Origin of the sequence: Streptomyces melanogenes (assembly GCF_014649795.1) — a bacterium.
GTDB classification, from domain to species: domain Bacteria; phylum Actinomycetota; class Actinomycetes; order Streptomycetales; family Streptomycetaceae; genus Streptomyces; species Streptomyces noboritoensis.
Genome location: NZ_BMTS01000010.1, coordinates 341039 through 364407 on the forward strand (window position 1 = coordinate 341039; position 23369 = coordinate 364407).

Here is a 23369-nt window from a genome sequence, read left to right on the forward strand (position 1 = left end):
GACCAGTTGGGGACGGCCCGCAGAAGAAAGACAGCGGGGCGCAGGGGCCGCAGGCCCCGCAAAGGGGGGTCCGGGGGCGAAGCCCCCGGGAGACCACCTCAGCCCCCACCCACCCCCGGAGGGTTAAGGGAAGGGGCGGGGTGGGGAACCCTCAAAGCGGAGACAGCGGCAGCACCCCCACCCCCACCTTCCGAACCGCAACCGACCCGTACGGCGTACGAAGCCGCAACCACGGCCCCGCCCCCAACAAAGCCAACTCCGCGCCAGGGCCCCGCAAGAACCCCAGCGACTGCGCCGCATGCACCACCCGAAGCGGCACCTCAGTACCCCCCAGCGTCCGCGACCAGATCTCCCGACCGATCCGATCCCGCTCGGCCCGCGTACGCGCCTCCGCAGGCAACGCCTCGTCCCGAGCCCGGAACTCCGCGACCGCCGCCGCGACCGCGCCACGTATCTCGGCGGCCGAGGGCAGCCCCGGCAGCTGCCGCCAGCCACCGCGCGGCGGCAGCACACCCGCCCACGGCGGACCGGTCACAGCGGAGGGAACGACCACCGCGGACGCGGGCTCGTCGAGCGCCTCAAGCAGCTCACCCGCCGAGACGGTGACATCGAGCTCCACCACCGCGTCCAGCCGTACCGTACGAATCGCCAGCACCTCGAACGCCGGCGGGCGCCCGAACACCGCCAGCGCACCGCCCCCGGCCTGCAGCCGGACCGCCGCCGACCGGTCGTAGTGGATCAGCCGGGCCAGGAAGGCGGCGAGATCCGCCACCTCCCCGGCATCGGCGAAGCCCAGCTTCACGGTCATGCAGCGGCCCGCTCCACGCGATCACCACGGTCCCCGCGGCCGCCCCGGCCACCGCGACCGGCCTCGGGCTCCTCCACGTACTCCTGCAGGAACGCCTTCTCCTCCGCGGAGATCCGCCGAGGCCGCCCCGCCGCGAGGTCGAACGGCACCACAACCGTCGACGCCCGCACGTACACCTGCTCGGGGTCCTTGATCTCGTACGCGATCGTCAGCGACGCCGCGCCGATCTTCGTGACCCACGACTCGATGGTCACGGGTGCGTGGCGGTGCACCAGCGGCCGTACGTAGTCGATCTCGTGCCGGGCCACGACGGACCCGCCGGAGAACGACGGCGAGCCGTCCCCCGGCGCCAGCCGGAACATGAAGTCGATCCGGGCCTCTTCCAGGTACCGGACGAAGACCGCGTTGTTGACGTGCCCGAAGGCATCCATGTCCGACCAGCGGAGCGGGCAGTCGTAGATGTGGCGAGCCAAGAGGATCAGCCCCGGGTCAGCTTCTTGTAGGTGGCGCGGTGCGGACGCGCCGCGTCGGCCCCGAGCCGCTCGATCTTGTTCTTCTCGTACGACTCGAAGTTGCCCTCGAACCAGTACCACTTCGAGTCGCCCTCGTACGCCAGGATGTGCGTGGCCACCCGGTCCAGGAACCAGCGGTCGTGGGAGATCACGACAGCGGCACCCGGGAACTCCAGGAGCGCGTTCTCCAGCGAGGAGAGCGTCTCGACGTCCAGGTCGTTGGTGGGCTCGTCGAGGAGCAGCAGGTTGCCGCCCTCCTTGAGCGTCAGCGCCAGGTTGAGGCGGTTGCGCTCACCACCGGAGAGCACACCGGCCGGCTTCTGCTGGTCCGGGCCCTTGAAGCCGAACGCGCTGACGTACGCGCGCGACGGCATCTCGACCTGGCCGACGTTGATGTAGTCGAGCTCGTCCGACACCACGGCCCAGAGGGTCTTCTTCGGGTCGATGTTGGCGCGGCTCTGGTCGACGTACGAGATCTTGACGGTCTCGCCGACCCGGATGGAGCCCGAGTCGGGGGTCTCCAGGCCCTGGATCATCTTGAACAGCGTGGTCTTGCCCGCGCCGTTCGGACCGATGACGCCCACGATGCCGTTGCGCGGCAGCGTGAACGACAGGTCGTCGATGAGGACCTTGTCGCCGAAGGCCTTGGAGAGGTTCTCCACCTCGACGACGATCGAGCCCAGACGCGGGCCCGGCGGGATCTGGATCTCCTCGAAGTCCAGCTTCCGCATCTTGTCGGCCTCGGCCGCCATCTCCTCGTAACGGGCGAGGCGTGCCTTGGACTTGGTCTGCCGGCCCTTGGCGTTGGAGCGGACCCACTCCAGCTCTTCCTTGAGCCGCTTGGCGCGCTTGGCGTCCTTCTGGCCCTCGACCTTGAGGCGGGAGGCCTTCTTGTCCAGGTACGTGGAGTAGTTGCCCTCGTACGGGATCGCGCGGCCGCGGTCGAGCTCCAGGATCCACTCGGCGACGTTGTTCAGGAAGTACCGGTCGTGGGTGACCGCGACGACGGCGCCCGGGTACTTCGAGAGGTGCTGCTCCAGCCAGTTCACCGACTCGGCGTCGAGGTGGTTGGTGGGCTCGTCGAGGAGGAGCAGGTCGGGCGCCTCGATCAGCAGCTTGCAGAGCGCCACACGGCGCTTCTCGCCACCGGAGAGGTTGACCACGGGCCAGTCGGCGGGCGGGCAGCCCAGCGCGTCCATGGCCTGCTCCAGCTGGGCGTCGAGGTCCCAGGCGTTGGCGTGGTCGAGGTCCTCCTGGAGCTTGCCCATCTCCTCGAGGAGCGCGTCCGAGTAGTCGGTCGCCATGAGCTCGGCGACCTCGTTGAAGCGCTTGAGCTTGCCCATGATCTCGGCGGCGCCGTCCTGCACGTTCTCCAGGACCGTCTTCGTCTCGTCGAGCTGCGGCTCCTGCATGAGGATGCCGACGCTGAAGCCCGGCGACAGGAACGCGTCACCGTTGGAGGGCTGCTCAAGGCCCGCCATGATCTTGAGAACGGTGGACTTACCGGCACCGTTGGGACCGACCACACCGATCTTCGCGCCGGGCAGGAAGCTCAGCGTGACGTCGTCAAGGATCACCTTGTCGCCGTGCGCCTTGCGCGTCTTGCGCATGGTGTAGATGTACTCAGCCAAGAGAAACCGTCCGGCAGTGTGAATCGGGCTGTGGGCAGATACACCCCATCTTGCCGTACCGCCACCCCCTGGCGGAAACGGGTAGTTCCACGGGACGCCGACCGGCGCCGTCCGGGAACGCCAGTGGCCCCGGTGTGCCTGCGCTCACCGGGGCCACTGTCACAGGGTGGTCACTCTGAGTCCACGGTGGGGTGGTTCAGAGCCGCGGGGGTCAGTGCCCGGCGGTCCCGGCCTTCTTGCGGCGGAGGAAGAACACCGCGCCGCCGCCTATGACGACGAGGGCGACAGCGACGCCCGCGATCATCGGCGTGGAGCTGGAGGAACCGGTCTCGGCGAGGTCACCACCGGTGGTGGAGCCGGACGAGGTGCCGCCCGCGGAGGCGGGGCTGGGCTGCGACGACGGCTTGGTGGTGCTGGGGGTGCCGGCGGTCTTGCAGTCCAGGACGCCCTTGAACTCCTGCTTGAAGCCGTTCGGCCCCGTGATCACGAAGTCGTACGCCTGGTCCTCGGCGACCGGCACGGTGACGGTCTTCGACTTGCCGGCACCGATCGTGTACGAGAAGCCGGCCAGCTTGAAGGTGAAGGCCTCGTCGCCCTTGTTGGTCGCCGTGACGTCCACGCCGCCCTTGGCGCAGTTCTTCGCGGCCGTCAGGGCCGGAATGGCGCCCTGCTTGGCCCAGGTCGCCTTGGCCGCGGCGGTCACCGTGGAGTCGCTGGACCCGGCGAGGATCTGCGTCTGGCTCTTGGACTCACTGGCGAACGCGCGGCCGACCGGCACCTGGGTGGTGGCCTGGACGGTCAGCGAGCCGGAGCCCGGCTGGGCGCCCGCGGGCACGTCGAAGAAGAGCTGCGAGCCGTTCTTGGCGGTGGTGGCCGCCTTGCCCGCCTTGTCGACGACCTTGACGCCGGCCGCCTTGAGCTCCTCGGACGGGGTCACCGAGACCTTGTCGGCGTTGGTGTGGACGGTCACCGGGCCGAGCTTGGAGCCCGCCTTGCCGGAGACGGCCGGGTTGTCGAGGGTCAGCGACGCCTTGGGCTCGCCCACGTTCTGCGCGGACTTGGTCAGCCAGTCCGCCAGGTCCTTGGCCTGCGCGTCCACCGCGTCGACCTGGGCGTGGTCCGAGTAGCGCCAGATGGCGACCTGGGTGGCCGCGGCGGCCGTGCCATTGGTCAGCTGGCCCTTGAGACCGGCCGACTTGGCGAGCGCCGTCAGATCGTTCACCTGCGGGTACGAGTGCTCGAGGATCCAGCGGATCTTGCCCGCGTCGGGGTTCCCGCTCAGCGAGGTGCCGCTCCAGGGGGTCTCCTGGTACTTCGCGGCGGGCTGGGTCGGGTTGTGGATGTCGATGCAGTACGTACGCAGGGTGCCGCCGCCGTCGACGACCATCTGGAACAGACCGGCCGAGACCGGGCGGTCGCCGCCCTGCTGGTGGATGACGGCCTTGCCCGAGGCGTCCGGGTCCAGACCCTTGATGGTGGCGACCGCGCCGCCCTGGTGCTGCTGACCGGGCGTGTCGGCGACCGCCGTGCCCGCACCGGCTATGGCGCCGCCGGCGACCAGCCCCGAGACGGCGACAGCCGCAGCGAGGCGTGCGGCGCCGCGCTTGCGTACAGACTTGGGTACAGAAAACCCGTGAACGACTGAAAACACAGAATTCCCCTTCGGGCGAGGAGCTTTCGCGTACGTGCGCGTGGGGGAAGTGCCTCGCCTGCTGACTCAAGTGCCCCGTGAGTACCGGGAATCCTATGGAGGCCGAGCCTCCTGATCCCCTGTCATGCGATCAGATAACCATTCCGAATCGCAATCGTTATCGCCGGTACCCGTTCCCACCTGGGGTTATCGACAAATCTCCAGTACGGAAAGGGACGTTCAGGGCGCTGCGGCGGCCACGGCGGGTGGCTCCGCGGGTGCTACTCCAAGCCCCTCACCAGGACTTTCTCCAGCCCCAGTCGCGCTCACCCCTTCCGCCTCATCACCCCCCGCTACCGCACCTGCACCGCCCGTTTCGGACCACCCCGGAGCGGCCGTCGCAGTCGCGGTCGGGATCGGTGTCCGCGTTCGCGAAAGGGGCGAACCGCCCTCCCAGGCCGAGCCCTTGGGCGGCTCCGTCAGGGACGGGTCGGCCTTCACCACGCGCCGGAACGCCGACGTCCCCCGCGTCAGGTCGTGGCCCACCGCGATCGCCTCGACGTCCGCCGAGAACCGACGCTGTCCGTCCTGGTCCTCGTCACGCACCCGCAACCTGCCGTGCACCACCAGCGGTTCGCCCACGGCGACCGAACTCGCCAGGTTCAGCCCCAGCGTCCGCCAGGCCCACACCGTGTAGAAACTGGAGTGCCCGTCCACCCAGGCGTCTTTCTGCCGGTCGAACCGGCGCGGAGTCACCGCCAGCCGGAACCGGGCCACTCCGCCCGTCGCCGTCTCCCGGTACTCCACCCGCGTCGCGGCGTTCCCCACCAGCGTCACCAGCGTGTCGTTCATCCCCGCCACTCCCCCGTCATGCCTGCCGTGCGCGCCCGTCGCGCGCACGGCGTCCCCGTCGCGGCTCCGTCCGGCCCAGGCGGCCGATCGAACCCTTGCGCTGTCGATCTCCATGCTGGACCGGACGGAGGACCTTGCGCCGGGGGCTGTGGACCACCCGGCGATTGTGGAAAACCTCGTCACCCGTACGAGGGTTGGTGGGGGGCGGCGTGCGTCGGCCGGTGGGTGGGCGGCGTGCGTCGGCCGGTGGGTGGGCGGGGTGCATCGGTCGGGCGGGTAGCGGGGTGCATCGGTCGGGCGGATGAGCCGGGTCCGTCACGAGCCCCGGCCCCCTCACGTCACCCACCTCACCTCGCTCCCCTCACCTCACCCGCCTCACCTCTCCCCTCTCACGACACCCCCGCCCGCACCCCCGCCCCGCCGCCGCGCACCGCCACGTACTGCTCGCGCACCTCGCGGTACCGCAGCAGCTCCGCCGCGACCGGGTCCAGGACCTTCGCCCGGCCGCACCCGGCCGCCGCCTCCCGCAACCGCCGCTCGGCCTCCTGCCCGTAACGCCGGCCGGGTCCGCGCGCCGCGACCCCGCAGGCCCACTCGACCAGCGGGCCCCCGACGATCCCCGCCAGCATCACCAGCGCGGGTACGAGGAGTCCGGGCTGGAGCACGCCCACGATCTGGCCGACGAGCCAGAGCCCGCCCACGATCTGCACCAGCGTCATGGCCGCCTGCACCAGCACCGCCGCGGGCCACCAGGCGGGCCTGGGCGAAGTGCCCCGCTCCAGCTCGGCCCGTACCGCGAGCTCGTCGAGGGCCTGCGGCAGCCCCTCGGCGCCGCGCACCGCGGCTTCCCGCACCGCCTGCGCCCAAGGGGCGGGCAGTCCGTTGGCCGCTTCTTCCGCGACCAGCCGTACAGCCTGCTCCACACGTTGGCGGGCCGTCACCTCCTCCTCCGGAGGAGGAGTGGGCAGCGGCGACTCGCGGCCCGGGATGCGGATCCGCTCGTACCAGCGCCAGAGCCGCAGCCACGGGGTGCCGCAGGCGCGGCCCGCGTTGCGGCGCCACTCGCGTTCGGCCGCCTCCCCCGCGGCGGCCGCGCCCACGGCCGCCGCGAGCCGGTCGGTGAACGCCTCCCTGGCCCGCTCGTCCAGCCCCGTACGGCCGTCCGCGACGTACACCGGACGCAGCCCGGCGGCGGCCGCGTCCAGATCGGCCGCCACCCGGCGTTCCGGGGCGCCGCGCTCCTGCACGAACCGGCTGAGGAGGTCGCGCAGTTCGCCGACGCCCTGGCCGGTGAGGGCGGAGAGGGACACCACGGTGGCGCCGGGTTCGCCGTGCTCGCCCAGTGCCATGCCGTCCTCGTCGAGGAGGCGGCGCAGATCGTCGAGGACTTGGTCGGCCGCGTCGCCGGGCAGCCGGTCCACCTGGTTGAGCACGACGAAGGTGACCTCCGCGTGGCCGGCCAGCGGGCGCAGGTACCGCTCGTGGAGCACGGCGTCCGCGTACTTCTCCGGGTCCACGACCCAGACCACCGCGTCGACCAGCGCCAGTACGCGGTCGGCCTGGCGGCGGTGTTCGACGACCGCCGAGTCGAGGTCGGGCAGGTCGACGAGGACCAGCCCTTGCAGGGCCTCGGCGTTCGGGTCGGTGGGCAGCGGTCTGCGCCGCAGCCGCCCCGGCAGCCCGAGCCGGTCCAGGAGGCCCGCCGCGCCGTCCGTCCAGCTGCACGCGATCGGCGCGGCGGTGGTCGGGCGGCGCAGCCCGGTCTCCGAAATGTGCGTACCGGCGAGGGCATTGAACAGGGTCGACTTGCCGCTGCCGCTGGCTCCTGCGATGGCGACGACGGTGTGCCGCGCGGACAGCCGCTGCCGCGCGGCGGCCTCGTCGAGTACGCGTCCGGCCTCGGCGAGCGTCTTCCCGTCGAGCCGCGTCCGCGACAGCCCGACGAGCTCGCGCAGGGCTTCGAGGCGCCCGCGCAGCTCGCCGCCGTAGGGCCCGCCGATGGGGACGTACTCCTCCACCGGCTCGGGTTCCTCGACGGGAACCTCCTCCTCGGCGGGCTCGTTCACCCTTCGAGCGATCAGCCCGTCGTCCCAGGCGGGCGCGGACCGCGCGGCGCCGGTGGTGGGACCGGCATCGGCGGCGGCGCGCGCGTCGGGGGCGCGACGGGAGGGGCTTCGGCTGGGTCGGGGCGGGACTGCCGTCGGGGCGAATGCCGGTGGGGGTGTGGGGGGCGATTCGGGGCGCGGGGGTGCTGCGATGCGGGTGGGGTGGGTGGTTTTCGGTGTGCCGGTGGGCGGGGGCTTGGGCGAGTCGGCCGTCGGCGACAGGTTGGCCTTTGGCGTCACGGAGCCGGGCGCGTCGCCTTGGGGTGCGCCAGCCCCGGATTCACCAGCTCCGGATGTGCCGGTTCCAGACGTTCCGGCCTCGGGCGTGTCGGCTTCCGGCGTGTCGCCCTCTTCCGGCTCTCCCGGGAGGGATTCCGTCCGCCGGGAAGGGGGCCGTTCGGCCCAGGGGCGGTCGAAGCCGAGCCAGCCGGACGTCGGCGCGACGGCTTCCAGTCGGCCGATCGCGGGCCGTCCGGCGGCCCGGACCTCGACCGTCGGCGGTGCGGCCGCCGCCTGCGCGGACTCGGCCCCCTCGTTCGCCGACGGCTCCGGCTCCCCCTCCTCCGGAGGGGGAGGAAACCCGGCCCCGGCCCCGGACTCCGGCTCGGGCTGGTCGGCCCCCGGCCGATCCGTCAGAGCGGTCACCCCGCTCACCTCTCCTTCTGCAGTAGGGACAGCGCGGCGATCAGCCCGGCCTGGGGCTCGGGGGTCACCCGGAGCGCGTCCAGCGGGGCGAGCCGGCGGTCGCGTTCGGCGTTCAGGACCCGGTCGATGTACGTCGTGACCAGCTCGCCGCCCTGGTCGCGCAGGCGCAGTGCGCGCTGGGCGCCGATGCGCTCGGCGAGCCGCTCCCCGGCCCTGCGGGCGCGGCGCCCGCCGAGGAGCGCGGCCGCAAGCAGCGCCGCCACGGCCTCGGCGGAGGGCGCGACGGCCCGGTCCATCTCCCGTACCTCCTCCTCGGCGAGCTCCTCCAGGACCCGGCGCCAGCGCCGTACGTCGAGCTCGATGCGCTCACCGGTCTCCCGGTCGCGTACGCCCTCGGCGAGCTCGGCGGCGGCGGCTTCGCGGCCCCACGTCTCGCGGACCCGTTCGTCGGCGGCGTCCGCGGCGCAGCCGAGCAGCTCGGCGAGGCTCTCGCAGAGCGCGTCGAGGAGCTCGACGGAGGTGGCGTCCCGGGGGTACGCACGCCAGCGGGTGAGCGCGTCCCCGGCGAGCACGCCCCCCGCCTGCAGCCTGCGCCGCACCCGTGCCCCTTCCCGCTCGTACGCCTCCTCGACCGCACTCGTCATCCGTACGGCGGCGGCGTACTGGGCGGCGACGGCGGAGGCGAGCTCGGGCATCCGGGCGTTGAGCGAGTCGATGACGCCGACGGCGGTGCGGACGACGGCCTGCTGCCGGGCGGCCGGGTCCTGGGCCCGGTGGGTGAGCCACTGGCCGAGCGGGGCGACTGCGGTGGAAGGCAGCAATCCGCTTCCGCCACCGGCCGATTCGGGCAGCTCGGGGATGGTGAATCGGGGCACGTCACCGAGCCCGGCCTTGGTCAGGAGCGCGGCGTACTGCCGGGACACCTCGGCGATGACCTGGTGCGGCACCCGGTCGAGGACGGTGATCAGCGTGGCGTCGTACTCCTTGGCGGTACGCAGCAGATGCCACGGCACGGCGTCCGCGTACCGGGAGGCGGTCGTCACCATCACCCAGATGTCGGCGGCGCAGATCAGCTGGGCGGCGAGCAGACGGTTGCTGACGACGAGTGAGTCGATGTCGGGCGCGTCGAGCAGGGCGAGCCCGACGGGCAGGTTCCGTGAGGTCTCGACGCGGAGCGAGTTCTCCGCGTCATTGCCGCCGATGCCCTCCTCCACCTCCGTTTCTTCGTTCTGCTGGGGCAGCCAGACGCGGGTGAGCTGGGGCAGTACGCGGATCTCGGTGAACCAGTGGTGGTCGTCGGGGTGGCAGACGAGTACGGGGGTGCGGGTCGTCGGCCGCAGCACGCCGGCCTCGCTGACCCGCCGCCCCACAAGGGAGTTGACGAGCGTGGACTTCCCGGCGCCGGTGGACCCGCCGACCACGGCGAGCAGCGGCGCTTCGGGGTCTTTGAGCCGCGGCAGCAAATAGTCGTCGAGCTGCGCGAGCAGCTCGACCCGGGTCTGCCGTGCCCGCGCCGCCCCCGGCAGGGGCAGCGGAAGACGCACGGCGGCGACCCGGTCGCGCAGGGCGGAGAGTGCGTCGATCAGCTGAGGCCGTACGTCCAAGGTCACCACATGCGAAGAATGCCCAACTTTGGCGCCTTTTTGAAGCGTATGGAGGCCTTCGCGCGCCGATCGGACACATGGGACAGACGGGATGAGTGGGACGCAGGCATAACGAGTGCACAACACCCGGCGCCACGAGCGTCAAAAGCGCTGCGTGTTCCGCGCTCGCCTGCGATTATCGGTTCGCTTCACCGAACCTCCACATCGTGCCACGCAGGTGAAGCAACCGGGACGAGGCGAGAGGAGCCCTATCCTTGTCCCCGGCAAGGTCACGACCCGGAGCCCGCTCCGGACCACACCCTTGCCCGCCCGGGGGCTCCAGGCCACCGCGGCCGCCATCCGGCCCCCGTAGCTCAGTGGATAGAGCAGGCGCCTTCTAAGCGCTTGGCCGCAGGTTCGAGTCCTGCCGGGGGCGCCACTGCCCACGCGGTGTCAGGCCCTCCCTCCGGGAGGGCCTTTTTGCTGCTCGGCAGCACCGTAGCGCGGGGGCCGTAGAGAGCGCGTAAGCGCCGGAACCGGCCTGGTGGCGACCCCACAGGCGGGCGCACCCTCAGGCGTCCAGGAACTCCCCCAGCACCCCCGTCAGCTCCTCCGCCCGTTCGAAAATGCCCAGGTGCCCCGCCGCCAGTTCCGCGTAGCGGCTGCGGGGGATGGAGTCGTGGAGGGCGTGGCTGTGTTCTACCGGGACCATCTGGTCGTGTGTGAAGCCTATGACCAGGGTCGGGGCCGTGATCCGGGGGAGCAGGGCGCGGATGTCGATCGTCAGGTCCAGCTCGATCTGGCGGCCCATGCCCGGCGGGATGGGGGCCTCCAGGAGGGGAGCCAGGCCGTCCCGGCCGAAGTGGTTCAGCTGGTCGTTGGTCCAGCCCGTCAGGTGCAGGAAGCGGATGAACGCCGCGTGGTCCGCCTGGTCCAGCCTGCGCCACACGTCGAACGTGAGGTGCAGGCGGGCGTCGGTGTGGGCCCAGCCCGCGATCAGGACCACCCGGCGGAACAGCTCCGGGTGCTTCGCCGCCGCCGCGGCCACCACGACGGCGCCCAGGGAGTAGCCGACCGCGTCCGTCGGGGCGGTGCCCGTCTCCCGTACGACTGTGACCAGTTGGTCCACCAGCAGGTCCAGCGTCAGCGGGTCGCCCGCGTCCTTCGTCCCTCCGCTGCCGGAGAGGTTCGGGCGGACCACCGTACGGCGGTCCGCGAACGCCTCCCAGAGGTGGCCGAAGTTCGTCTCGGCGGTCCCTCCTGTGCCGTGTACGAGGACCAGCCCCGGCCCGGAGCCGCCGGTCAAGTACTCCACCTCGAAGTCGGGCGTGGAGGCTACGAGCATGGGGATCGATCTCCTTCGTACGTACGGGCTTTCGGCTAGGTGTTACAAGTCCTCGGTCGCGTCCCTCAGTTGGTCTGCCCCCGCCCCTCGATCGACAGCCCGTGCCGGAACACGTTCCCCGGGTCCCACGTCGCCTTCGCCCGGTGCAGGCGCGGGTAGTTGCCCTTGTAGTAGAGGGAGTGCCATGGGACGCCCGACTTGTTCCAGCGCGGGTCGGCCATCTCCTTGTCCGCGTAGTTGATGAAGCAGCCGTCCGTGACCCGGCCGGGGACCGGGACGCCGCCGCTCTCCGCGTACACGTCCTGGTAGAAGTCCCGTACCCAGCCCACGTGCTTGTCGTCCTCGGCCGGGTCGTTCCAGAACGCCAGGTACTGGAGCTTCAGGATCGAGTCCCGCTGCGGGACCGCCGTCGCCGTCGACGGGACCGCGTTGATCCGGCCGCCGTAGCCCGCGATGATCATCAGCGCCGCCCCGTTGGCGTAGTCCGTACGCGTCAACTGGCGGTAGATCGCGTCGAGCTGGGACTTCGGGAAGGCCTTGCGCATGTACGCCGACTTGTCCTCGAAGCGCAGCGTCGGGTCGCCGCCCGCGAATCCGGGCCACTTGGTGCCGTGCAGCCACGGCAGCCGCTGCGGCTTGGACGCCTGGGCGGGCACGCCGACGCCGTCCGACACGTACGCGATGAAGTCGGTGAGTTCCTGCTCGGCGGCGGGGCGCGTCGCGTCGATCTGGGTCACCATCAGGATCGAACCCGCCGACCGGTGGAACGGCTTGAGCTGGCTGAACAGGCCCAGCCGCGGCGAGTCCGGCGCGCTGTTGCGCTCGAACCAGGTCGCGTAGTTCGTCAGCAGGCGCTGGAAGCCCTGCTTGGTCAGGCCCTCCCACGGCCAGTTCACCGTCGATACGAGCAGTTCGGCCGGCGGGCGCGGCAGCAGCCGGGACGGGTCGTCGCCGGTCGCGCCGGGCGAGCGCAGCCAGTACTTGGTGATCACACCGAAGTTGCCGCCGCCACCGCCCGTGTGCGCCCACCACAGTTCGCGCAGCTCCGGGTCGGTGCTGTCACGCGTCGCGACCACGCGCCGGGCCCTGCCGGACTCGTCCACGACGACGACCTCGACCCCGTACAGGTGGTCCACGGTCAGCCCGAACTTACGGGACAGCGCGCCGTATCCGCCGCCGACGATGTGGCCGCCGGCGCCCACCGACGGGCAGGAGCCGCCGGGGATCGTGACGCCCCAGACCTTGTACAGCTTGTCGTACACCTCGGACAGCATCGCGCCCGGCTCGACCGCGAACGCCCGGCGCCCGGCGTCGTACGTGATCTCCGCCATCTCGGACATGTCGATCACGACTTGGACCTCGGCGTTGTTGACGAAGTCCTCGTAGCAGTGGCCGCCGCTGCGCACGGCGATGCGCTTGCCGTCGCGTACCGCCCGCTGCACCGCCTCCACCACCTGCTCGGCGGAGCTGACCAGCCGGATGTGGTCCGGCCTACCGACCCAGCGCTGGTTGGTGCCGTGGGTCAGCTCCGGGTAGCGGGGGTCGTTCGGGCCGACCGTGACCGCGCCGAAGTCGGCCGGGTTCGCGGCCCCGCGGCCGTCCCGCGCGACCGCCGCGCCGACGCCCGGCACGGTCAGGGCCGCGGTGGCTCCCCCCACCGCGGCGGTGTGCTGGAGGAGGCGGCGACGCGTCGTCTTGCTCGTGCTCGTACTCATGGTGAGGTGCACCCCGTCGTAAGTCGTGAGTGATGTGGGTTGAGATGTGGGTGTGGAATGACTTGCGCTTCGGTTTGTACGAGGCGTACGAGACCTGCCAGTTACGCCCCTCGCCCCCCGGCCCGCCCTACGCGGCCACCGTCTCCTTCTCTTCGGCCACGGACTCCGCCCCCGCCCCCGCCCGCCGGTCCCTGACCAGCTCGCCCAGGGCCACCAGCGCCGCCAGGCCCGCCAGTGCGGCGCCCGCTGCCACCACCACCCGTAGCCCCAGGTCGAGGTCGAGCAGGCCGCCGCCGAACCACGCGCCCCCGGCGATGCCGATGTTGAACGCGGAGATGTTCACCGAGACCGCGAGCGTCGGCGCGCCGCCCGCCACCGAGGTGAGGATGCGGGCCTGGAGGCCAGGCATCACGGCGAAGTACGCGACGCCGAAGACGAACATCAGGGCCACGCACGCCCACCGCGTCGGCGCCGCGACCGCCAGCGCGACGAGCGCGGCGGCGAGCACCGCGAGGATGCCCGTGAGCGCGGGCATCAGGGCGCGGTCGGCGAGCCGGCCGCCGAGCAGATTGCCGAGCAGCGAGCCGATGCCGAAGACCAGCATCAGCCAGGTCACCGTGGACTTGCCGAAGCCCGCCACGTCGGTGAGCAGGGGCGCCAGGAAGGTGTACGCGGTGAACACCGCCGCCATCGCCACCACAGTGATCACCACCGCGAGCTGCACCCGCCGGTTGCCCAGCACCCGCAGCTCGTCCACGGCCGCGGCGGTGACCGGGACCGCGTCGCGCGGCAGGAACAGCGCGACGAGCAGGGCCGCGGCCGCACTCAGCGCGACCACCCCCCAGAACGTGGCCCGCCAGCCGAAGTGCTGGTCGATCAGGACCCCGAGCGGCACGCCGAGGACGGTGGCCAGATTGAGCCCGACCGCCACCTTGGAGACCGCCGACGCCTCCTTGCCCGGCGGGACCAGGCTGCTCGCCACCACGATGCACACCGCGAAGAGCGTGCAGTGGGTGAGCGCCGAGATCACCCGGGCCGCCATCAGTACGGGATAGCCCGGGGCCAGCGCCGCGAGCACGTTGCCCGCGACGAACAGGCCCATCAGGCCGAGGATCAGCGGCTTTCGCGGCATCCGGCTGGTGGCGAGGGTGATGACCGGTCCGCCGATCACCACACCGACGGCGTACGCGGTGACGAGGAGCCCCGCGTCGGCGAGGGACACCCCGGTGTCGTGCGCGATGGTCGGCAGGATTCCGGCGATGACCAGCTCTGCGCTGCCGACACTGAACACGCACAGCATGAGGGCGAACAGGGGGAGGGGCATTGGCTGCCTTCCGGGGCGGTGGGGAGGGGGGTACGAGCCGGGGGTAGGGGCCCGGCTCGTACCCCAGTCGGGTGGGGAGGGTGGCGCTTACGTAACGGGCTCGCCCGTGGTGCCTCAGGGGCGCGGAGAACTGCGCGACCAGCCCCCCACCGCCCCGCAGACGAACACGGCCCGCAACCCCCCTAGTTCGCCGGAACGAGCAGCAACTTCCCCCGCGTCCCGCCCGCCCCAAGGCGCTTGTGAGCGAGTGCCGCATCCGCGAAGTCGAGTACGTCGGCGACGCGCAGCGTCAGCGTGCCCGCCTCGACGAGCCCGGACAGCTTGGCCAGCCGCTCGCCGTCCTGCTCCACGAACGACATCTTCACCTCGATCCCGCGCTCGGCCTGCGGGGCCGCGGCCGGAACGATGGAGACGGCCCGGCCGCCGTCCCGTACGGCCGCGATGGCGCCCGCGTAACCGGCCGTCTCGAAGAGCGCGTCGACCGTGCCCTCCGGCAGCGGCCGATCCGACGTGAGCACCTCGCTCGCCCCGAGGGAGCGGGCGAGCTCCTCGCCGCCAGGGCGTACGAGCGCGGTCACCCGGATCCCCCGCGCGGCGGCGAGCTGGACGGCGAAGCCGCCGACCGCGCCGACCGCGCCGGTGACCAGCAGGCTGCTGCCGGACTCGGCGCCGAGCACCTCCAGGGCCTGGTCGGCGGTGAGTCCGGCCAGCGGAAGGGCGGCGGCGTGGACCAGGTCGGCGCCCTGCGGGGCGGGCGCGGCGATGGCCGCGTCCAGGGCGACCAGTTCGGCGTGGGTGCCGATGCCGGTGGCCATCTGGGCGGACATGGCGACGACCCGGTCACCGACGGCGAACCGGGTGACGCCCTCGCCGAGCGCCTCCACGACGCCCGACAGGTCCCAGCCGAGCACCATCGGGAACGGGAGCTTCACATATTCGGCGGCGCTTCCCGAACGGACCGCCAGGTCCACGGGGTTGACGGCCGAGGCGGCCGTACGGACCAGGATCTGGCCGGGCGCGGGGGCCGGGGCGGGGAGCTCGGCGACGACGAGCCGCTCGGGCTCTCCGTACTGGGGCAGGACAGTGGCGCGCATGAAGGAACACCTCTCGATAACTCAATGCTTGCGCATGAAATCATTCCAGAGGCCTGGCGTCTAGTCCATCCCGCCAACACCGCAGCTCAACTCACCTCGCCTGCACCGCTTCCGACATTTATTGCTTGACCATGCATTGAATCTGGGTATGGTTGCCTCATCTCAGACCCCGTACGTCTAAGACCCCGTACGTCTCAGACCCGTACATCCCCGACCCCGTACATCCGAGAGGTGAGTCATGTCCGTCTCCCCCATCGAGGACTCCAGTCAGCTCGTCACCGGCACCGATCCCGGGCTCTCTCGCGGGCTCCCCCTCACCGGGCCGGGCGAGGACGAGGCGGGCCTCTACACGTTCAGCCAGCAGGTCGACTCCTGGGTGGTGCGCACCTCGAAGCCGGTCAGCTACGAGATCCGGATCCGGGACGACCTCTTCGGTCTCTCCCGCACCGACCTCTTCGACGCCGGTGCGGCGCCCGAGGGGCGCATCCGCCGGTTCGTCGTCATCGACGCCGACGTCGACCTGCTGCACGGCGACCGGATCCGGGCCTATCTCGACCACCACGACGCCGAGTACGAGATCTGCGTGGTCCCGGCCAACGAGACGCTGAAGGACTTCGACACCGCCGCCCGGATCGTGCGCGAGATCGACGCCTTCGGCATCGACCGGCGCCGCGAGCCGGTCATCGTCATCGGCGGCGGCGTGCTGATGGACATCGTCGGCCTGGTCGGCAGCCTCTACCGGCGCGGCACCCCGTTCGTCCGCGTCCCCACCACGCTGATCGGCCTGGTGGACGCCGGTGTCGGCGCCAAGACCGGCGTCAACTTCAACGGCCACAAGAACCGGCTCGGCACCTACTTCCCGGCCGAACTGACCCTGCTCGACCGCGCGTTCCTGGCGACCCTGGACCGCCGCCACATCGGCAACGGCCTCGCCGAGATCCTCAAGATCGCCCTCATCAAGGACGCCCGCCTGTTCGACCTCCTCGAGCAGTACGGTCCCGTGCTGCTCGACGAGAAGTTCCAGGGCGTCAGCGAGCGTGGCGACCTGGTCGCCGAGGAGGTGCTGCGCCGGGCCATCCACGGCATGCTCGAAGAGCTCCAGCCCAACCTCTGGGAGGCCAAGCTGGAGCGGACCGTCGACTACGGCCACACCTTCAGCCCGACCGTGGAGATGCGGGCGCTGCCCGAGCTGCTGCACGGCGAGGCCGTCTGCGTCGACATGGCGCTCACCACGATGCTCGGCTGGCGGCGCGGGCTGATCTCGGCCGACGACCGCGACCGGGTGCTCGCCGTGATGCGCGGGCTCGAACTGCCCAGCTGGGACCCGCTGCTGGACGACCCGTCGCTGCTGACCGCCGCCCTCCAGGACACCGTCCGCCACCGCAACGGCAAGCAGCGGCTCCCGCTGCCGCACGGCATCGGCGGCGCGGTCTTCGTCAACGACGTCACCGAGGACGAGATCACCCGCGCCGTACGGGACCTGCGCGAGCTCGGCAGCACCCGGAGCGGCACGCATGTCTGAGCGCACGGCGGCCCTCGGCGCGGTGATCGTCGCCGACACCAGCGGTCCCGCGGACATCTACGGCGTCCACGGCACCGCGGGCCTGACCCACTGGAAGGCGCTGGCCAGCGGGCTCGACCTGGCCGCCGGCTGGGAGGCCGTCGAGTGGGCCAGCGTGCCGCCCGGCGGTGTCAGCGGCGAGCACCGGCACACCCGTACCGAAGAGATCTACTTCGTCCTGCGCGGCTCCGGCGAGATCGTGCTCGACGGCGTGGCGAGCCCCATCCGCGAGGGCTCGATGGTGCTGACCGGCGTCGGCACCGTGCACGGCCTGCGCAACACCGGCGCCACCGACCTGGACTGGCTGGTCATCGAGATCCGCTCCCCGCACACCGCGCACACCCTGCGCACCGCGGCCCGGGAGGACAGCGCCTCCCCCGCCCGCCCCGTACTTAAGGAGACCCTGGTGAACGCACGCCTGCACGACCTGCGGGCCGAGGGACCCGTCGACCCGGCCGGTGTCTTCACCGGACCGCTGCGGCAGGCGGCCCTGCGGTCCCTGGAGCCCGGCGGCACGCTCCGGCTGCGCGCGGACGGCGCCGAGCACACCGTGTTCGTCACCGCCGGATCCGGCTGGGCCCAGTCCGACTCGGCCACCGTGGAGCTGACCGCGGGCACCTCGGTGACACTGCCGCTCGGCACCGAAGTTCGCCTGGGCGCGGGCAAGTCGGAGCGGCTGGAGTTCTTCCACGCCGAGCTGGCCGTCCCCGCCGCCACCGCCGCCCCGGAGCACGCCCGGTGATCGTCAACAGGATCGATCTGCCGTCGCGCCGGATGCCCGCCCCGGGCGGCGGCACCACCTGGCGGTGCCTGGCCCGGCGCGGCATGCTCCACAGCGAGACCGAGAGCTTCGACCAGCTGCGCCTCGCGGCCGGCGCCGAGCTCGCGCACACCGCCGACAGCGGTGTGGAGCAGGCCCTCTACGTGGTCGCGGGCGCCGGTGAGGTCATCGAGGGCCACGGCACCCGCCCGGTCGCCGAGGGCACGCTGCTGCTCGCCCCGGCCGCCTCCCCGCTGACCGTGCGCGCGGGCCGCGACGGCCTGGAGCTGATCGCCGTACGCACCCTGCCCGCGCGGGTGAGCGCCCGGCTGCCCCGCCGCGTACCGGACCTGCCCGAGCCGCAGCGCTCCCCCCTCTTCCACCCCACCGCAACGATTGTCGACCTTCCCGAGGGAGCGCCATGACAGCAGACCGCGAAGCCGCACCACCCGGTGCCGTCCCCGTCCGGGGCACCTGGCCGCAGGGCCTGATGAAGGCCGCCGCCATCGTCGACAGCGGCAAGGCCGACCTGATCGAGGTGCCGGTGCCCGAGCCGGCGCGCGGCCAGGTGCTGGTCGCCCCGAGCATCGTCGGCATCTGCGGCACCGACCTGGAGCTGCTGCACGGCACCGCGAGTTACTTCCGCGACGGCCGCGCCACCCACCCCCATGTCTTCGGCCACGAGTGGGTGGGCCGGGTCGTCGCGGTGGCGGCCGAGGGCGAGCAGACGCTGCGCGTCGGCGACCGGGTCGTCGGCCAGACGATGATCTCCTGCGGCTCCTGCCGCGCCTGCCAGCGCGGCCGGCGCAACGAGTGCGCCCGGCTGCGCGAGACCGGTCTGTACGGCCAGCAGGGCGCGGCGGCCGAGTACGTCCGGGTGCCCGCGCAGACGCTGACCGTGGTGCCCGCGGCGGTCGACGACCTGGCGGCCGCGCTGGTCGAACCGGCCGTGACCGTACTCGCCGGACTGGACCGGGTCGCCTGCTCCCCCGGGGAGCGGGTCCTGGTCCTCGGCACCGGCACGATCGGCCTGCTCGCCGTCCAACTGGCCCGCAGGCTCGCCGGAACCGTCGACGTGGTCGGCGTGGACGACGCGGGGCTCGGGGCGGCGCTGCGGCTCGGCGCGGAGCACGCGTTCCGTCCGGGCGAGGCCGCGCCGGGCACGTACGACGTGGTCGTCGAGGCGTCCGGGTCCCCGGCCGCGCTGGCCGAGGCGCTGCAACTGGCCGACATCGGCGGCCGGGTGGCGGCGATCGGCGTGCCGACCGACCCGCTGCCCTCGGTCGACGCCGGTGAACTCGTCCTGCGGGGCGTGAGCTTCACCGGGGTGCGGCACGGCCTCGACTTCTACGAGCGGGCGCTGCGCCTGTTCGCCGAAGGCGTGCTGACGGCCAAGGGCATGGTGGCCCAGGTCTTCCCGATCGAGCAGGTCGCGGACGCCTTCCACCTCCTGGAGCACGGCCGCAGGGCCGCGCCCAAGGTCGCCCTGGCGCTGCCCCCGACGGCCTGAAAGCCCGCACCCGGCCCCGGCCGCGACTCCCCCGCCGCGGCCGCGGCCGGGTGCGCCACCTCCCCTCACCGAGAACACCTCCCTCCCAGAAAGGCACCTCTGCCATGTCCCGACCGATCGCTGTCGTCACCGGCGCGAGCTCCGGCATCGGCGCCGAAGTCGCCCTGGCTCTCGGCGCGCTGGGCCACGACCTCGTCCTCGGCTACGGCCGCAACGCCACCGCCGCCAAGGAGCTCGCCGAGCGGATCACCGAGGTCCATGGGGTACGGGCCGAGCTCGTCGCCCTCGACCTCACGGACCCGGACCTTGCGCAGCGGCAGCTCGACGCGGTGCTGGACGCCGTCGGCGGCGTCGACGTCCTGGTGAACAACGCCGGGATCAACCGGCGCGCGGCGGTCACCGAGGAGGACGCCGAGAACTGGGAGCGGGTCTTCGCGGTCAACCTGACCAGCCCGTTCCGGCTCGCCCAGAGCGCGGCGGCCCGGATGATCGCGCAGGGCCGCGGCGGCCGGATCGTCAACGTCACCAGCGTCCACGAGCACGTCCCGATCGTCGGCGGCAGCACCTACTGCGCGGCCAAGGCGGCCCTGGGCATGCTCACCAAGGTGATGGCCCTGGAGCTGGCCCCGCACGGCATCACGGTCAACGCGGTCGCCCCCGGCGAGACCGCCACCCCGATGAACAACGTGCCGGCCGGTCAGGACGCGGCCACCATCGCGCGCCCGGCCATCCCGGCGGGCCGCCCGGGCCGCCCGCAGGAAGTCGCCTCGCTCGTCGCGTACTTGGCCGGGGCGAGCGCCGCGTACACCACCGGCACCTCGATCGTCTCCGACGGCGGGCTGACCCTGACCGCGGCCGTGGCAAACGCGGCGCTGGCCGGACAGGTCTGAGCGCCCGCCGTCCCGAGCACCTGAGCATCCCGAGACCGCTAGACCCTCAGACCCCGAGAAAGAAGCACATCCATGTCGATCGACACGACGTCGGCCCCCGCCAAGGGCATCGTGGGCGCCCGCAACGTCGACCACTTCGCGTACACGGTCCCCGACCTCGACCAGGCCGTGGACTTCTTCGTCGGCGCGCTCGGTGCCGAACTGCTCTACACGCTGGGGCCGGTCGAGGACCGGGACACCGACTGGATGGCCCGCCAGCTCGCCGTGCACCCGCGTGCCAGTGCCAGGATCGCGCTGCTGCGGTTCGGGCCGGTGAGCAACCTGGAGCTGTTCCAGTACACCGCCCCCGGCCAGAACACCGTGGCGCCGCGCAACAGCGACGTCGGCGGGCACCTGCTGGCGATCGACGTCACCGACATCGACACCGCCGTCGCGTATCTGCGCGAGCTGCCCGGCGTCGAGATCCAGGGCGACGTCCAGCTGGTGACCGACGGCCCGGCCGCGGGCAACCGCTGGGTCTACTTCCGGGCGCCCTGGGGCCTCCAGCTGGAGCTGCGCCAGGTCGCCGAGCAGCTGCCGTACGAGCAGACCACCGAGGCCCGGCTCTACCGCCCGGACCCCCAGTGGCGGGGCGCGGGCATCCCCGGCGCGCGCGGCGTCGGCCACGTCGGCTACACCGTGCCCGACCTGGAGCAGGCCGTCGCGTACTTCACCGGCCCGATGGGCGGCGAGCTCGTCTACCGCGAGGAGCTGACGGCCGACGCGGGCTACGCGGGGCGCCAACTGGGCGTGGACCAGCCGCTGGTGCGCGAGACGGCCGTGATCCGGCTCGGCCCGGTCACCAACGTCGAACTCTCCCGGTACACGGTCGAGGACCAGCGCGCCGAGCTGCCGCGCAACAGCGACGTCGGCGGCCACCACCTGGCCTTCTTCGTGGACGACGTGGAGCTCGCCGCCGCCCGCCTCAGCGGGGTCCCGGGCACCGACGTCCTCGGCGAGCCCCAGCTCATCGAGGACGGCGGCCCGATCCACGGCGACCGCTGGGTCTACTTCCGCGGGCCCTGGGGCGTCCAGCTGGAGGTCCTGAACATGCCCGACGGAATGCCGTACGAGCAGGGCACGAGCGCACGCCGGTACGGGCCGAGCCCGGCGTGGACCAACCGCTGAGCGCACCGGCCCCGAGGACGAACAGCATGCGTTGGCAAGGAATCCACATCGAGTCGGCGGCCGTGGTCACGGGCGAGCCGGAGACCGCGGCGGCCGCCGTCGCCGCCGGGCGGTACGACGCCGAGGAGGCGGCCCGCAGCCGCCAGCACTCCGTCTCGGTCAGCGACGGCCTCAGCGGCCCGGAGCTGGCGGTCGCGGCGGGCCGGGCCGCGCTGCGGCGCGGCGGGCGCCCGGCACAGGACATCGGGCTGCTGATCCACGCCGCCTGCTGGTATCCCGGCCTGGAGTTCTGGAACGTGGCCGCCTATGTGCAGCAGGAGGTGCTCGGCCACGGCCGGGCCCTCGCGTTCGAGCTGCGGCAGATGTCCAACGGCGGGATGTCCGCCCTGGAGATGGCCGCGAGCCGGCTCTCGGCGGCGCCCGGCACCGGGGCCGCGCTGCTCACCACGGGCGACCGGTTCGCCGAGCCCGCGTTCCCGCGCTGGACCACGGACCGCGGTCTGGTCTTCGGCGACGCGGGGACCGCGGTGGTGGTCTCCGGGGAGCCCGCCGGGTTCCGCCTGGTGGCCACCGCCGCGTACTCCGAGCCCGTACTGGAAGGGCTGCACCGGGGCGACGAACCGTTCCTGCTCAGTGGCAGCGAGGCCGAGCCGCTGGACCTCGTCGCCCGCAAGAAGGGGTTCCTGCGGCGGATGCCGGTGGCCGAGGTCACCGTCAGGAACGAGGCGGGGATGCTGACCGCCGTCAAGGAGTGCCTGGCGGAGGCGGAGTGCGACCTGTCCTCGATGGCCGCCGTGATCGTGCCGTTCTTCGGCGCGGAGCTCTCGCGGCGGCAGTGCCTGGGGCCGCTGGGCGTCCCGGCCGAGCGCACCCTGCACGACTGGGGTCTGGAGATCGGCCACCTGGGCGCGGGCGACCAGTTCGCGGGCCTGGCCCGGCTGCTCGAACAGGACGGACTGCGCCCGGGCGACCGGGTCCTGGCGGTCGGCGTGGGCGCCGGGTTCAGCTGGACCTGCGCGGTTCTGGAGCGGGTGTGACCGTGTCGTCCGTGTCCGGCGGATCCATCTCAGCGGGAAAGGTCTCAGGGGGGAACATGAAGGACGTCTTCGCTCGGCTGGCCGCCGAGGGGGTGTCGGTGTGGCTGGACGGCGTCGGCGCCGACCGGCTCGACGAGGGGGCCGTCGGCCGCCTGGTCGCGGCCGGGCGCGTGGGCGGAGCGACTTCGGTCGTCTCCGGCCGGGGCCGCGGGGAGCGGCTGGCCGCCTTCGCGGCGCGCGGTGCGACGCCCGAGGAGGCCGTACGGGAGCTGTCCGTACGGGATCTGCGGCGCGCCTGCGACCTGCTGCGGCCGGTCCACGAGCGCACCGGGGGCCGCGACGGCCTCGTCTCGGCCGACCTCGACCCGGGCCACGCCCGGGACGCGGCGGCCACGGTGGCCGAGGCCCGCACACTTCGGCGTACGGTCGACCGGCCCAACCTGCTGGTCAGGATCCCCGCCACGGCGGAGGGGTTGTCGGCGATCGCCGCGTGCCTGGCGGAAGGGATCGGTGTCGACGCGACCCTGATCTTCTCCCCCGAGCGCCATCGGCAGGTCGCGGCCGCCTTCCTCGACGGTCTGGAACGGGCCCTTGCGGCCGGGCACGACCTGGCCGCGATCGCCTCGGTGGCGTCGTTCTCGCTCGCCCCGCTCGACGCGGCGGTGGACGGCCACCTGGCGCGGGCGGGCTCGCCCGAGGCCCGTGCGATGGCGGGGCGGACGGCCCTCGCCTGCGCCCGTCTTTCGTACGAGGCGTACGAGGCGGGCCTCGCCGCGCCGAGGTGGCGCGCCCTTGCCGCGCTGGGCGCGCGGCCGCAGCGGCTGGTGTTCACCTCGACGCGGGTGGCGGAGCCGGGGTACCGGGACACGGTGTACGTGGAGGAGCTGGTCGCCCCGGATGTCGTCATCGCGCTGCCGGAGGCGGTGTGGGACGCGGTCGCGGATCACGGGGAGGTGTGTGGGGACCGGGTTCGGCGGCACTATGCGGATGCGCGGCGGGTTCTGGGGTATTTGCCGTGGTTCGGGGTCTCCCCTGCGGCGGTGGCGGAATCGCTGGAAGCGGCGGGGGTTGATGCGATGGTCCGTGCGCGGGAGGTCACGCTTGAGGCCGTGGGGCGCGAACTCGACGTGTACGTACGGTCGTTGGCGTTGGCGTAAGCGGCTTCGTCGACAGCTGCGGGCCGGTGGTGAGCTGGGCGCG

The 23369-nt window shown here is 72.5% G+C and carries 19 protein-coding genes and 1 tRNA gene; 9 read left to right on the plus strand and 11 right to left on the minus strand.

Annotated features, from left to right (window positions below):
* Positions 1-151: 151 nt before the first annotated feature.
* The 7 genes from IE252_RS23280 to IE252_RS23310 all read right to left on the minus strand — a co-directional run bounded on the left by IE252_RS23280 (position 152) and on the right by IE252_RS23310 (position 9787).
* Positions 152-808 (minus strand): DUF8010 domain-containing protein, encoded by a 657-nt coding sequence (locus IE252_RS23280; protein ID WP_190091386.1) that lies wholly within the window; start codon positions 806-808, stop codon positions 152-154.
* Complete coding sequence (locus tag IE252_RS23285) at positions 805-1281, minus strand: acyl-CoA thioesterase (protein WP_229848741.1); 477 nt, start codon at positions 1279-1281, stop codon at positions 805-807. Before IE252_RS23285 ends, IE252_RS23280 begins: the two co-directional genes overlap by 4 nt.
* A gap of 5 nt (positions 1282-1286) precedes the next feature.
* The gene (gene ettA, locus IE252_RS23290; RefSeq protein WP_190091387.1) at positions 1287-2951 is read right to left on the minus strand and encodes an energy-dependent translational throttle protein EttA; all 1665 of its coding nucleotides are present in this window, start codon (positions 2949-2951) and stop codon (positions 1287-1289) included.
* Between the two features lie 211 nt (positions 2952-3162).
* Positions 3163-4602: an LAETG motif-containing sortase-dependent surface protein gene (locus tag IE252_RS23295; protein ID WP_190091388.1), complete on the minus strand. Its 1440-nt coding sequence runs from the start codon at positions 4600-4602 to the stop codon at positions 3163-3165.
* A 219-nt stretch (positions 4603-4821) separates the two neighbouring features.
* Complete coding sequence (locus IE252_RS23300) at positions 4822-5433, minus strand: single-stranded DNA-binding protein (RefSeq protein ID WP_190091389.1); 612 nt, start codon at positions 5431-5433, stop codon at positions 4822-4824.
* Between the two features lie 389 nt (positions 5434-5822).
* Complete coding sequence (locus IE252_RS23305; protein ID WP_190091431.1) at positions 5823-7514, minus strand: GTPase; 1692 nt, start codon at positions 7512-7514, stop codon at positions 5823-5825.
* Between the two features lie 674 nt (positions 7515-8188).
* A complete protein-coding gene (locus IE252_RS23310; protein ID WP_190091432.1) occupies positions 8189-9787 on the minus strand; it encodes a dynamin family protein in 1599 nt (532 codons plus the stop codon).
* Between the two features lie 342 nt (positions 9788-10129).
* On the opposite strand from IE252_RS23310, the gene IE252_RS23315 reads away from it, so the two are divergent.
* Positions 10130-10205, plus strand: a tRNA-Arg gene (locus tag IE252_RS23315).
* 132 nt (positions 10206-10337) lie between these two features.
* On the opposite strand, the gene IE252_RS23320 is transcribed toward IE252_RS23315, so the two are convergent.
* From IE252_RS23320 to IE252_RS23335, 4 genes are all read right to left on the minus strand, one after another.
* Positions 10338-11111, minus strand: coding sequence for an alpha/beta fold hydrolase (locus IE252_RS23320; protein ID WP_190091390.1), 774 nt, complete (start codon positions 11109-11111; stop codon positions 10338-10340).
* A gap of 65 nt (positions 11112-11176) precedes the next feature.
* On the minus strand, positions 11177-12826 hold the full coding sequence (locus tag IE252_RS23325) for an FAD-binding oxidoreductase (protein ID WP_190091391.1): 1650 nt from the start codon (positions 12824-12826) through the stop codon (positions 11177-11179).
* Between the two features lie 127 nt (positions 12827-12953).
* Positions 12954-14150 (minus strand): MFS transporter, encoded by a 1197-nt coding sequence (locus IE252_RS23330; protein WP_190091392.1) that lies wholly within the window; start codon positions 14148-14150, stop codon positions 12954-12956.
* Between the two features lie 182 nt (positions 14151-14332).
* Positions 14333-15244 carry an NADP-dependent oxidoreductase gene (locus tag IE252_RS23335; RefSeq protein WP_190091393.1) on the minus strand — a complete coding sequence of 304 codons (912 nt, stop codon included), beginning with the start codon at positions 15242-15244 and terminating at the stop codon, positions 14333-14335.
* A 238-nt stretch (positions 15245-15482) separates the two neighbouring features.
* Here IE252_RS23335 and IE252_RS23340 point away from each other — a divergent pair, with 238 nt between their 5' ends.
* From IE252_RS23340 to IE252_RS23375, 8 genes are all read left to right on the plus strand, one after another.
* The gene (locus IE252_RS23340) at positions 15483-16766 is read left to right on the plus strand and encodes a sedoheptulose 7-phosphate cyclase (protein WP_190091394.1); all 1284 of its coding nucleotides are present in this window, start codon (positions 15483-15485) and stop codon (positions 16764-16766) included.
* On the plus strand, positions 16759-17547 hold the full coding sequence (locus IE252_RS23345; protein ID WP_190091395.1) for a cupin domain-containing protein: 789 nt from the start codon (positions 16759-16761) through the stop codon (positions 17545-17547). The genes IE252_RS23340 and IE252_RS23345 overlap by 8 nt, the downstream gene beginning before the upstream one ends.
* The gene (locus tag IE252_RS23350) at positions 17544-17990 is read left to right on the plus strand and encodes a pirin-like C-terminal cupin domain-containing protein (RefSeq protein ID WP_190091396.1); all 447 of its coding nucleotides are present in this window, start codon (positions 17544-17546) and stop codon (positions 17988-17990) included. The genes IE252_RS23345 and IE252_RS23350 overlap by 4 nt, the downstream gene beginning before the upstream one ends.
* On the plus strand, positions 17987-19075 hold the full coding sequence (locus IE252_RS23355) for a zinc-dependent alcohol dehydrogenase (protein ID WP_229848742.1): 1089 nt from the start codon (positions 17987-17989) through the stop codon (positions 19073-19075). Before IE252_RS23350 ends, IE252_RS23355 begins: the two co-directional genes overlap by 4 nt.
* Positions 19076-19179: 104 nt before the next feature.
* On the plus strand, positions 19180-19965 hold the full coding sequence (locus IE252_RS23360; RefSeq protein ID WP_190091397.1) for an SDR family oxidoreductase: 786 nt from the start codon (positions 19180-19182) through the stop codon (positions 19963-19965).
* A 72-nt stretch (positions 19966-20037) separates the two neighbouring features.
* Positions 20038-21132 (plus strand): VOC family protein, encoded by a 1095-nt coding sequence (locus IE252_RS23365; RefSeq protein WP_190091398.1) that lies wholly within the window; start codon positions 20038-20040, stop codon positions 21130-21132.
* 26 nt (positions 21133-21158) lie between these two features.
* Positions 21159-22169 (plus strand): ketoacyl-ACP synthase III family protein, encoded by a 1011-nt coding sequence (locus tag IE252_RS23370; protein ID WP_190091399.1) that lies wholly within the window; start codon positions 21159-21161, stop codon positions 22167-22169.
* A 56-nt stretch (positions 22170-22225) separates the two neighbouring features.
* A complete protein-coding gene (locus IE252_RS23375; RefSeq protein WP_190091400.1) occupies positions 22226-23326 on the plus strand; it encodes a transaldolase family protein in 1101 nt (366 codons plus the stop codon).
* Positions 23327-23369: the final 43 nt, after the last annotated feature.